This is a genomic window from Sphingobacterium sp. ML3W (genome assembly GCF_029542085.1).
GTDB lineage: Bacteria > Bacteroidota > Bacteroidia > Sphingobacteriales > Sphingobacteriaceae > Sphingobacterium.
Map to the genome: position 1 here is coordinate 1311780 of NZ_CP107036.1, position 12987 is coordinate 1324766.

9 protein-coding genes are annotated in these 12987 nt (G+C 40.3%); 3 read left to right on the top strand and 6 right to left on the bottom strand.

From position 1 onward, the window contains the following. Positions 1 to 77: 77 nt before the first annotated feature. Positions 78 to 749: a YetF domain-containing protein gene (locus OGI71_RS05625; protein ID WP_282254395.1), complete on the bottom strand. Its 672-nt coding sequence runs from the start codon at positions 747 to 749 to the stop codon at positions 78 to 80. Between the two features lie 58 nt (positions 750 to 807). Next, positions 808 to 2982: an ATP-binding protein gene (locus OGI71_RS05630; RefSeq protein WP_282254397.1), complete on the bottom strand. Its 2175-nt coding sequence runs from the start codon at positions 2980 to 2982 to the stop codon at positions 808 to 810. Positions 2983 to 3394: 412 nt separating this feature from the next. Here OGI71_RS05630 and OGI71_RS05635 point away from each other — a divergent pair, with 412 nt between their 5' ends. After that, on the top strand, positions 3395 to 3865 hold the full coding sequence (locus OGI71_RS05635; RefSeq protein ID WP_282254398.1) for a hypothetical protein: 471 nt from the start codon (positions 3395 to 3397) through the stop codon (positions 3863 to 3865). Between the two features lie 167 nt (positions 3866 to 4032). On the opposite strand, the gene OGI71_RS05640 is transcribed toward OGI71_RS05635, so the two are convergent. The 3 genes from OGI71_RS05640 to OGI71_RS05650 form a co-directional block, all read right to left on the bottom strand. Then, positions 4033 to 4749 (bottom strand): FAD-binding oxidoreductase, encoded by a 717-nt coding sequence (locus OGI71_RS05640; protein WP_282254399.1) that lies wholly within the window; start codon positions 4747 to 4749, stop codon positions 4033 to 4035. 77 nt (positions 4750 to 4826) lie between these two features. Beyond that, a complete protein-coding gene (locus OGI71_RS05645; protein WP_282254400.1) occupies positions 4827 to 5681 on the bottom strand; it encodes a helix-turn-helix domain-containing protein in 855 nt (284 codons plus the stop codon). A gap of 73 nt (positions 5682 to 5754) precedes the next feature. Continuing rightward, a complete protein-coding gene (locus tag OGI71_RS05650; protein WP_282254401.1) occupies positions 5755 to 6681 on the bottom strand; it encodes an AraC family transcriptional regulator in 927 nt (308 codons plus the stop codon). A 106-nt stretch (positions 6682 to 6787) separates the two neighbouring features. Here OGI71_RS05650 and OGI71_RS05655 point away from each other — a divergent pair, with 106 nt between their 5' ends. Together OGI71_RS05655 and OGI71_RS05660 are read left to right on the top strand one after the other, a co-directional pair. Beyond that, entirely contained in the window at positions 6788 to 9253 is a 2466-nt protein-coding gene (locus OGI71_RS05655) for a TonB-dependent receptor (protein ID WP_282254402.1), read from the top strand. A gap of 14 nt (positions 9254 to 9267) precedes the next feature. Beyond that, positions 9268 to 10638, top strand: coding sequence for a hypothetical protein (locus tag OGI71_RS05660; protein WP_282254403.1), 1371 nt, complete (start codon positions 9268 to 9270; stop codon positions 10636 to 10638). 102 nt (positions 10639 to 10740) lie between these two features. Here OGI71_RS05660 and OGI71_RS05665 read toward each other — a convergent pair whose 3' ends face one another. Further along, the gene (locus OGI71_RS05665; protein WP_282254404.1) at positions 10741 to 12969 is read right to left on the bottom strand and encodes a glycosyltransferase; all 2229 of its coding nucleotides are present in this window, start codon (positions 12967 to 12969) and stop codon (positions 10741 to 10743) included. Positions 12970 to 12987 lie beyond the last annotated feature (18 nt).

The window sequence follows — 12987 nt, forward strand, 5'->3', positions numbered from 1 at the left end:
AGTTTATGAGCACTTTGGATAGCTGTAGTATGGGCATAGGCTTAGAACTTATGTCATCGATTATCTGACCAGATTCTCTAAACTCGTTTGCTATTTATCGCCTGAGCCCATTTCGTCCGTTTGCATCGCGGGCATTGCGGGGAATCAGTACTTACATGAGATAAGACATTTCCGCAATACATGCATGCAAATGGTCCATCATTTACAGAAATATCAACAGACCTGTAGGACGAAGGAAAAATTGGTAGCCCATATTTGGTATCTTCATCGGTATAAAAAAGTACACTAAGGGTGCCATCAACCTCCAATACCCCTTCCCTAACTTGACCAAGGTGCTCGATATTCAGATTTCGTAGTTCGGAAAAGAACTCCATACGTGAAAAAGTATTGTCATTCTCATGTTTGATGTCAAATACACCATCTTTAACAACTGGCAACACTTTGCCCTCTAGCAACTGAGCCACCGTTTCCGACTTTGATGCGATCCAAGTGATAGCTTTATAAATTGCGATCACGCAGATAAAAACAACAACGGCATGAAAAATCGGGATATCCTCCTGGAACATTGGATCCCCGGCCGCAGATCCTAAGCCTATTATGATTGCTACCTCAAAAAGTGTTAACTGCCTTACACCTCTTCTTCCAGACAGGCGTAGTATCGTTAAGATAAGCAAAAACATGATGGCCGAACGGAGGCCTATTTCAACAAGAAATGATGCATCTATGCCATCGGCGAAAATCTTCTCCAAATCAATCATAATTCAAGAACAAGTATGTGGCATATTCGTTTTGAGTGAGATACTGTTATTATCCTTTGAATTTAACGCAGAACGTTGTACCTACATCCAGTTCACTTTCGACGGTGACTTTGGCCGAGAGGCGATCGGCGATACGCTTGACGATAGAAAGACCTATCCCTGATCCTTCAAAGCCTTGGGAATTGGGTAAACGTTTAAAAATTTCGAAAATATAGGCCTGATCTTGAATATCCATGCCTATACCGTTGTCTTTGATATAATAATGAACTGAATTACCTTGTTTTTCACTATATACCTCAACCTTCGGCTGATCTTTCTTACTGCTATATTTTATGGCATTTCCGATCAAGTTTAAGAACAATTGGTAGAGCAGTGTCCTCTCTCCCTGAATCGCTAAAGTCTGCCCTAAAACAAACTCTAGGTCGGGAACGTCAAATTGTTGTTTACAGCTTTCCAAGATATTTAGAATTTTTAACCGAGGGTCTATCAGTTCTGTTCTGAAGGATACATAATTGGATTGTGCCAATTGGTAGACCTTATCCATCATTTCGGTCATCAAAGTTGTTGCATCCATAATATTGGTTGCCATTTTGCGTAACATATCTTTGGGCAGATCGTCCTTCACTAACATCATCTGTGCAGCAAGCCTGATGGATGACAGTGGATTTTTGAGATCGTGGGTTAAGGTGTAGCCGAAAGTATCCAATGCATTATTTGAACGCATAAGTTCCTTATTGAGCTGGGCTATCTCACCCCCTCTTTGCGCAATAGCTTGTTGCGTTATATGGGCGACTTTTTCCACAAAAGACAGCTCGGACTGCTTCCATTTGATGGATTTGCCCTTCATGATTTCACGCCATGCTTCAAAAGAAGTTCGCGGTGATGGAAATTCTACTTTTCGTTCTGGATCATAGTGGTATATTTTCTCTGGTTTACCTGCCCAGACATCTTCGTACACATGTTCTTTTCGGAAGAGATACATATACCATTTATTACTAGGGAGGATATTTATTCGAATAATCCCAGGGAATATTTTGGATTGTATATCTTCAACTAGATCATACACAAAAGCGGATGTAAAAAAAAGATCATTGGCTTCCTGTTGCGCCAAATGATGATCAATTTGTTTTTGAAATTGTTCCGCTGGCACCTCACCCCAAGTACTGGAGCCACGGTCATGTTTGATCATAATTCCATCGGCTCCTGCGATGTCCATGATCTGTGGTGCAAAGCGCTCAAGCACGACTGCGATATCATTATTGACCAGCAACTCGGACTTCATGTCGCGCTCCATCACGCCCATGATTGTCTGTGCAACAAGGTTCTCTTTTTGATGCTCCGAAAGGTAATAATTTATAGCGTATTGTGTCAAAAATGCACATAAATGACGTTGGGCAAGATCCACATTTAGTGGTTTACGATTCTGGCAAGCCACCAGTCCCCAAAGTTTACCCTCGATAACAATAGAAAAACTCGCGCTGGCATGTACACCAGCATTTCGTAGATATTGCAAATGTACAGGAGACAACGCTCTTAGGCTACAGCGTGTCAAATCTAGCTCAGTAGCCTCGCGTCCCTGCACGGATATCGCAGGCGCATCAATATCGGCTACATGTCGTGCCAGAAATTTGGTGTACAGTGCCCGTGCCTGGGCAGGAATATCAAATTCGGGATAGCGGTACCCCATGAGTGATCCCATATCCTCAGCCAAAGATTCGGCAATTACCTGTCCACTATTGTCTTCTTGGAAACAATAGACCATGACACGGTCAAAACCAATGATCTGTCGGATCAATACCGTTAACGACTGCCAGGCATTTCCATGTTGTTCTTCTAGATATTTGGCATAATAGAATAAGCGGGTAGCTTTTAATTGATTTTCATTGCAGATTTCAATTTCAAGATATGTTTTCCTGTCATATCGATAGATACTCAGATAATAATCGACATCCTTGATACGGATCCGCTCCACAAAACGGACAAATATTTCTCCATTGATCTGTTTCTCAATCTCCTTGAGATCCCATTCTACCTCTGATGACAACAAGGAGAGTGTCCGATCCATCGGTAAACCCAAAATCTCCTTCATCGGGATAGCTAGAATCTCAATAAGGTTTTCACTTGCAGCGATACATCCGCTGTCATCAAAAATAAATAGGAAACCAAAAAATTGGATCTTACCACATAGGTGAATCTCTTCTTCGTGACATTCCAACTGCCGCATAGTATTAATTTTTAGTAATTAAATCTGCTAATAATAGGAAATCCCACACCCCTCATCAACTAATTATATTTAGGCTAATATATTAAAAAATACTTGTGAAAGACTAAACACACGATTGTTTAAAATTTCAACTACCTTTTAAATCGTTTATTTTATTATAGATTCTTTGTCAACGCTAGTCTTTAAATTAAGAAAAGCTAGGTTGGAAAGGTGCCTAGCTTTTAAAAATTCTTCATGATCGGACAAGCGTTCTATATATATTCAACAATGTCCAGGTATAAACTGTTTGAAATAATTTCATTTTATGGCGATAGCGAAAAAAACAGCTTGTGAAAGCCTAAAAAGTAAATTAAAACAAACGAATTCTAAAAAGCAAGTGTTATTTAATTAGTTTCACTAAACAAATAATAATATGATTTTAAACAAAACATTTTTAGCATCTCTGGCGACAGTAGCCATCTTAGTTTCATGTAATAATCAGACACCACAGGAAAAAGCCACTGATAGTATGGAACACGCTGAGGAAAAAGCTGCTGATGCAAATGAAGAGGCGATGAATACATCCGAAGATGCTGCTACGAAAGATGCCGAAGCTGTCGTTTATTCAAATAAAGCTGCCGCCAATGCAGCAATTGCGTCAGTACCCGCTCCAACGCTATCCAATGATAAAGCCAAAGAGCTTTATACAAAATTAGGTAAAACATGGGTAGATCGTATCAATGCTGACTCGCATGAGAAAGCAGTGGATAAAGAAAAATCGCTGTTGGATATTAAAAATGAAATCGAAAAAGATGTTGCAGATGGAAAGATATCTGCTGCAGACAAAGATAATATCATGAAATATCAATCCGATTGTTTGGCAGCTATCAAAGCTGCACTTTAATACCATATTATCAGTTCAGTCCTAAAGGATATATGGTGGTTTATCTTAAAATCACCATATACCTTTAGTTTTTAACACCCATAACGTTACTCATCTTTCAAGAAGATTCAATCCTCTGTCCCAAAATAAATACAGCGAGTAATATCTATACACCTTTCAGTTTTAATTTATAGCCCTTTTTTCCCCTGCAACCAAAAGCCCTGATGTTTAACGCGCATATGCGTTTGTGTTCGTATCACTTTCCGAAAGTTTTGCACGGAGTTTACATTTCCCGTAAGAACAAAATAAGCGTCAGACCAATATTCATTTTTGAAAATGGGTAAATCTTTAATCTGATCTGGATCACAAAACAAAGTCGATTTTGGAAATACAATGCTGTTTTCCAGTCCGAGTAGCTCCGGGATAGCATGGTTCTCTGCTTCCAATTCGAAAAGAAACAGGTGTTCCTTCTTTTGTTCCTCCATAACAGGTAAAAAAGAGCAGGCCAATGCCAGTGAGGTTTCATCGCCAAAGAACACGATTTTCTCTGCTGCTTTATCGTAGTACTTTTGTTCTGTTCGAGGTTTGTTGAGTACCAGGCGATCACCCACTTCCAGATGATTCATAAAGTCGCTACCACAGCCATTACCATGGATATGTGCAATTAATTGCAGGCTGTCTTTTTCGCTGTTTATTTCAGCAATGGTATATCTTCTGACATCGGTGTTAGAAATACGTATGTCAAAAAAAGCACCGACGGAAAACTGCAGTTTTTCAAAATCCCCCTGTAAACTAATTCGTTTGACGGTTGTTGACAAATATTCAGTTTGACTTACTTGTACCTCGGGAATTTGTGATACGAATAGATTCAGGGTATCAAAAACCCATTTTGGAGCACTTGGCATAATCTTATGTTTTGATTGAACACAAAGAAAGCCTCCGGCTTCAGCATAAAAAAGAATAAAGAGTTGTATTGATTGGACTAATCGTGGTTTTTGCTACGAAACGCTTTGGCACTCATGCCACATATCTTGGTAAACAAGCGAGAAAAATAAGGATAATCTTCATAGCCCAATTCAAAAGCGATCTCCTTAACCGATTTGTCAGAGTGATATAGCAATCGTTTGGCCTCCAAAATTACGCGTTGCTGTATATGATGCGAAACAGAAAATCCAGTTACATTTTTCACCGACTCATTGAGATAGGAAACCGAAATATTGAATTGGGCAGCATACGCCGCCGGACGTTTCAAGGTCTGAAAGTTTTGTTTCAATAATAAGAAAAAGGCTTTATTAATCCGTTCAAACCGCGATTGTGACTCGGCAGTTTTACTATATTTTAGATACACGGATAGCTGTAAAGCAATCAAAGCATTTACGCTGTCCTTCAATACAGAAAAATGCAATTTGTCGTTCGTTCGGTCGTAGAGTTCAATGCACAAATTATAAGTCTTTTCAATAATTGCAAGATCTTCTAAGTCAATCGCCAAAGGTTTTAGGGGCGAGATGCTCTGCAGAATAGTAAGATATTCGGCTGCAATATTTTCATTGCTAATGATTAGCATAAACATTTCTATATGCTCTACCTGTACCGCCCTATGCACTTGATCCGGCGATTGATAGTATATGGTCGGTTTATCTGTGCGGTATTGCTGAAAATCTATTTCCATAACAGTAACGCCACTTTTCTGTAAAACAAAGAAATGATAATCGTGCCGATGTGCCTGCATGATTTCTTCATCTTCCCAAAAAGATTCGGGTGAAACTCTTGCAAGAGCAATACCATGACCAAATTCTTTGGGCAGTGTCCTGACCGGAATATCTTTTTTGTGTTGCATACGTTGCTGGAAATTTATCATTCGCTTTTATTAGCTGCCGATTTGAAAACAATCTGTTTTAATTGCATTGCTATCAGAATGGTAGCAATAATTCCTCGCCAAGAATAAACAGTTCTAAACTATCTGCTAAATAGAAACCCATACAACGGATCATATTGGGGATATAACCGAAAAACCGCTTAAAGGCCCCCGCAAAATGCGTTGGGTGCTTGTAACCCACCTGTTGGGATATCTGGCTGATTTTTAAATCAGTTGTCTTTAGCAAGATTTTAGCCTTATTCATCTTACAGGCCGTCATATAACCAAAAATAGTTTGACCAACATACTTTTTGAAGTTCAGCTTCAGGTATTGCTCGTTAGTCCCCACCTCCTTTGAAAGGGCTGCAATGGTGTAATTCTGATCCAGATTGTTTTCAATCATTTCTTTGACCAAAAGCACTTTCTCCTGTTGATCAGCCGGAACTTTTGATCGGGTAGATTTTATATTATTTTGTGTCGAATCTAATAATAGACAGAGGATCATGCTGACTTTTGCCCGCAAATAGACGCGCATAAGTACATTTTTGAGGCTCGTTTGTTTTAAATCCATCAGCTTGCCGACAATAGCTGGAAAATGGTCTATCAAAAAGTAATTTTGCCCATCCTTGAATAGTAGCTCATGCGAAAAGCTCCCTTCCAGACCAACTTCACGTATATATGCATGGTCAAAAGCCAATATAAAATAAGTGCTTTTCTCATTGCCAGCAATAGCTAAAGTGGCATCGTTTAACTTAATAAATACATTCTGGTTCCTCTGTAATGTCCCCTTTAAACCGTTGTAATGGATCGCTACCTGATCAGCAAGATTGACAACCAATGCATAAACTTCTGTTTTCAAGCTCACTTCATAATCTGCACAGTTTTCAGCTGCGATCATCCGTAAGCCATTTAATTGTCGATCTATCACCATTGGCTCTTCTGCCAGATCACCCCTATCTTGATAAATTTCTTTCTGCGTCATCTTGTTTTCGGAATACGTTACTTTCTTGCGTATAATACTTTTTACTTTTGCGTCGCCTTATTTAGATTAAATACAAATAATTGTCAAAAATACTGTTATCGTTTCAATGGAACAAATAAAATATATATTAACTCTTGCCCTTACCTGTTCGTTCTATTTTGTATATGCTCAGGTGGCCCGCATTTCCGGTATTGTTCGTGATAACGAGGGAAAAGGCGTCTCCCACGTTACTATTCAGCTTAAGAATAGTCAACTCGCGACAATGACTGACGCTCAAGGGCATTACCAATTAACGAATGTACCTTACGGTGATCATGTGCTGTTCATTTCCTCACTAGAGCTATATGCGAAAGAAATCTCCTTTCGCGCTTATCAAAAAAGCCAACATGTCAACATCCGTGTGGAAATGAGAAGCAAAAATGACCTTGAAGAGGTTAAGGTAGAGCGTAATTCGGCCAAGAAAGAAATGGAGATCGGTGGCTTCGCTGTAGCTGTCGTCGAAACAAAAGAAGCCGCACTGCGCAACCTGACCACCAATGAGCTCCTCGACCGGACCGTCGGTGTGCGTGTCCGCCAAAATGGTGGCATTGGATCCCAAATTGAATATAATCTCAATGGTATGTCGGGTAGCACGATAGGTATATTTTTGGATGGCATAGAGGTCTCTACCTATGGATCTTCGTTTAACCTCAATAATATTCCGCCCGCCATGATTGAGCGCATCGAAGTATACAAAGGGGTGCTTCCCTCCCATTTGACGGGCGACTATGTGGGCGGAGCAATTAATGTGGTCATGAAAAAAGATGTTGCTCATAACAATGCGACCGTTGCGACTTCTTATGGCTCTTTTAATACCTTCAATGCTGATGCAAGCCTCACCCTACGAGATAAAAAAACCGGACTTTCATTTAGAGGTTCCGGCTTTTATACCTACACAGACAATAGCTATGAAATGTGGGGGAAATTCTCAAAATATACTGACAGAAATGGGATACTGGCTCGGGATTTCAGGGCCAAAAGATTTAACGATACCTACCGGTCTGCAGGTGGACGTTTTGAATTTGGTTTTACAGATGTGAAATGGGCAGATCAGTTTTTCTTGGGCTATAATATTTCTGACACCTATAAGGAAATACCCCACGGAACAACGACAAATCGGCCCTATGTTGGTCGATTTTCAGAGTATAATGCGGATGTATTCAGCTTAAACTATAGCAAACGTAATCTTTTTGTGGATGGACTGACCTTGAATGTCAATGCTGTACGTAGCAAACGCAGCACCTATGTTCAGGATACGGTAACAACATTATACAATTGGGACGGAAATCCGGTGGTGCTGCACACGGATTATATGATCGAAAATGGTCTTCCCCCGATTACGATGAAATCACCCAACGGGGCACAACAGGGATTGCCGACGATTACACAGGTAGATCGCAAAATAACAAATGTTCGTTCAAATTTGGGTTATATGATATTACCAGGCCATCGGGTATCATTCAACCACAAGCTGGAAAAAACAGACCGCGACGATACTAATCTCCTAAGGCCAGTCAATAAGGATCTACTGATATTAACAGGCGTTACTAAGAATATTCTATCGGCAAATTATGAAGCACAGACCTTCAATAATAAACTGAAAACCAATATCCTGGTCAAATATACAGCCAATAGTACCCGTCAGACCAATCCAAATCCGACGTATAACGCCGACGGATCATATACCCTCAATCCAGAAACAAAAAAGACCTTTAGCGACAACTTTGGATACGGGGCAACGATTTCATATAATATCTTGCCGAATTTGTTTTTGATTACTTCGATGGAAAATGGTAAAATCATGCCCTCAGAAGAACAGATGTTTGGGAATCTCGAAACCAATATATTGCCCAACCTCAATCTTACGCCCGAGAAAAATATAAATTATAATCTGGGTTTCCGACTGGCAAATATAATATTTGACCAACATCGATTTTCGTTCTATGGCAGTGCCTTCTGGCGAAACGGCTACGACAAGATCACCCGTCATACAGTTGATAGTATTGTAACGGACTCCGATCTGGATATTCAGGCATCCGCTTTTGTCAATCTTGGTCGCACGCAATCCAGAGGTGTGGAAGCTGAGTTGATCTATGTTTTTGACAACAAGCTTAATGTCATGGTCAATTTTTCCAAATTCAATGCCCTTTACAAGCGACAATTCGACAAAGCCGGACGTGCAGATGACCGGTACAATCTACAGATTCCAAACGAACCTTATTTTACAGTGAACGCAAATGCGCAGTATCGTTTGGACAATGTCTTTCAAAAGCGAGCTATCATGAACCTGTATTATAATATGGGCTACGTTGGGCATTACGATATCGCATGGCATCCTTCTGAAGGGAGCCTCACCCCTAGTCAGTTTGTGCATGATCTAGGGCTTAGCTATCGCTTTCCCTCCGGAAAACTAGTGGCAAGTTTTGACACAAAAAATATATTTAATACGGCGTTGTATGACAACTTTGGTGTCCAGAAACCCGGAAGAGCATTCTACATCAAACTTAATTACACGATTAGCAAATTCTTATAAAAAACAAAAGTGATATGAAAAAAAATCTATTAAAAACTGTTCTATTCGGTGCATTGGCTGCGTCGGTAACCTTAGGTAGCTGTAGTAAAGATAGTGGGAATCCCGGCGCGGTAGTACCTCCAGAGGAAAAACCTACTGACAACAGATGGATTACATTGACAGCTGCACTAAAATTGACAAACGATGGTGACGGTAATGGCGGTACAATGGCCTATGCTATTTCACCTGATCAAGCTATTGACCCTGCTTTTGAGCTTGATGTTTTTAATGGCAAAGGCTTGAAATTTGATTCACCAAGAACCTCACGTATACAGGCATCCGCAGATGGAAAATTTTTATATGATATCCAATATACGGGAACTGACGGTGGCATTTTCCAGAAATATGCAGTAAATGGTGCGGAAAAATATGTGAAAAGTGGCAATGAAGTGAATGCAGCTGTTATTTTAGGCACCTCACCACGTTGGGTGAAATCAGCTGAAGGGATAGGTATCGGTGTAAGTGCAACAACACAGACATCTTTTACAGGTACATTTCCAGCAGTAACTTTTGGCAATATCAAGTCTACAGCCACTGTAGCATCTATCAATCTTGATAATCCAAGTATTTTAAATACAGCTTCATTTACTATTCCATTTACCGATGAGCAATTGGCTCAAGGTTATTCGATCGGCCGTATTGATGTACCGATCATCAACCAGGCAAAGAATAAAGTCTATATAGGCTGTAATATTTCGAAAGTGAATCCGAAGGGAACTCCTAGTCAGAATCAGGAAACAGGTGTAGTTTCTTGGCCAAGTGATGCCGCCAACATTGCTGGTACTGTAACCTTGGTTGTTGACTATCCTTCGTTTAAAAATCCGAAATTAATCTGGTCTACACAAAGTAAATATGGTAATAATGGTTACCGTACCATGACCCAGTATATTGCTGAAGATGGCCATGTTTATCAATCCACTGGCGCAAATACAACGAGCTATCCACATATCTTGCGTATTGACAAAAATACTAATGATTATGACAACAGCTATGTATTCGATCTGTCAAAAGCACTAGGCGTTAGTGGTCTTGCTGGAATAAAAGCCTGGAAATACCTAGGTCAAGGTAAAGCTTTTGTCCTATATGACATTGATAAAAAAGGTGGTTATTTGGCGCTAATAGACCTCAATGCGAAAACAGCAACTAAAATTGCCACAGAATATGAGTCTAAATTAAACTTTGATCAACAGCAAAGTATTGCTCAGGTAGGCGACAACGTGTATGTTCCATTGACACCTATCAGCGAAGCCGGAAATGTATTTGTTTACAACTGGAAAACTGGCAAATTGACGAAAGGTGCCAAGTTATTGAACGGTACAGGACATCGTTATATCGGTGCTTATTAATACGATATTTATCGTATAGCACAACAAAAATGGCCGTTCTGTAAAATCAGAGCGGCCATTCTGGTAATGAAACTTATTACGATATCGTTTAAAATCAGTACATCAACTTACAGTTTCTGGTAAATAAGCTTCCATCTTCAGCCTCGCCAATAAATAACTTATGGTCGATTCTGCACCCTGGTTAATATTTACAGTACGCTCTTCTAGGCCATCAAAACAACCACCCGTCACCGGATTATAAACAATTTGCTGGATATGATTGCGCCCCAGGAACCATTCGAATGCTGTCCGTATCGTATTTTTATAGTTTTCATCTTTTGTATGTCTATAAAACCTATCCAGCGCAATAATGGTATAGGCAACATCGATGGGCTGTTCCCCTCCTTTGGGTTGAGCTCTCGGCTGATCGCGTTGTGCCCAGCCTTTATTGGAAATAACATGGATTTCGTCATCAACAATAATTCTGCTCAATAGAAAATCAAAGGATTGATAAGCAATGTCACGATATCTCTTATCACCAGCTGACTCGTAGGCAGCCAACAATGCCTCCGGAATCACGCTATTGCCATAGGTCATGTAGGATTCGTACCATTGCCAATCGGCGGTACTTTCATACTCAAACATGGCTACCAAGCGGTCGGCTAAAACTTCTATGATCGCTTTATAATTATTGCCTTTCATAAAACTTAAGCCCTTTATCGTAAAGGCCATTGATCGTGTTGAATAATAAACTAGCGCATGCTTAGAAGCTCGCTCCAAAAGTTCAATAGCAGGTTTGACTATTCGCTCGGGTAACAGATTGGCTAATCCAACCACCTCTCCCAATGCCCACACAGCACGTCCATTGGCATCCTCGAGATTCTCCTGCTCGTTTTGCAGGGTAAAATTACCATCAATATCTACATAGTTCAAAAAGGTACCATCATCCTGCATACAATAAGCTATAAAGTCCAGGTACTTCTTGATCAAGCCAAGGTCCTCCTGAGATTCGTATAATTTATAATGATGTAACATCGCAATAAGGGCCCGCGCATTGTCATCCAATGCATAGCCACTGGTTAGGTCAGGCATACTGATATCTGCAAATTGAACAAATGCTCTTTCCGTTGACATCCGAAACATATGGTCTAGATTGAGCGGGGGAATAGAATACAGCATATCCCTTTTTTCGTCAATAAGGAGTTCAAATAGATTGACATGGGCTATGGCTACATTTTGCCAGGAGGTTTTGACCATTTTTTGAAGATTCACATGGCGGATTTTCTCTAGTCTCGGTGTATCGTCCAAAATTTGATTAACGGCGTCAGCGAGTTGATCCGATGCTCCAAAATCGATCATCGTGCCCATATCTGCTTTCAGAACCTCCCTGACATGGGGAATCGGTGTCGAAACGATAGGACAGCCCGAACTCAAGGCATAAGAAAATGTACCGCTCACCGCTTGGAGGGGATCTTTTGATGTGAAGAGATATACATCGGTGATGGATAGATAGGCTAATAGTGACTCTATCGAAAGAAATTCATTCACAAACCTGACATGATCAGCTATTCCCTGTTGATTTATTATTTCCTGTAGTTGATTTCTGTAGGTCTCCCCTTCCCATTGCAACAAGGTGGGGTGTGTCTGTCCTAAAATAAGAAATAGCACATTTGGATTTTGTTTAATAATAGCGGGAAGTGCATATAATGTTGTTTCAATACTTTTGCTGGGCCCTAGTAGACCAAAGGTGCTCAGCACTTTCTTGCCCAGTAGATTATATCGCTCTAGTGTTGCCTGTTTATTTGTTGCGGGAGCCAAATGCGTCCCATGTGCGATCACTGTGATTTTATTCGGAGCGATTTTATAAGCGTTAATAAGAATATCCGCAGAATTTTGAGTCATGACGACGATCTGTGAACAATATTCCGCAATGGCGGATACTTGGTCGCGTAGGGCACTGTCTGGTGATGGTAGTACCGTATGAAAAGTAACTACAATCGTGATCTGCGTTGCGTAAAGTGCTGAAACAAGCGATCTGAACCTGGCCTCCTGACCAGCGAATAAACCGAATTCATGTTCAATGCACACTATATCGATATTTTTGTAGTGTTGAATATTTTCAAATAAAGTATCAAATGAAACCGGATCCCCGATCTCCAGTATACCTAGTGGAGCCTGATCATAATTAGCCTGATCCCGAGTCTCTACGATTGGTATCGGAATAAGGTCATATGAATCCTCAAATTTACTTGAAATGGCTTTCATCAAATCTGTTGTGTAGGTGGCAATACCGCAGGCGCGAGGGGGAAAAGTTGATAGGAACGCAATTCCTCTTTTCGTCGTTGAAATCATTGTTGATTATTTATGTGA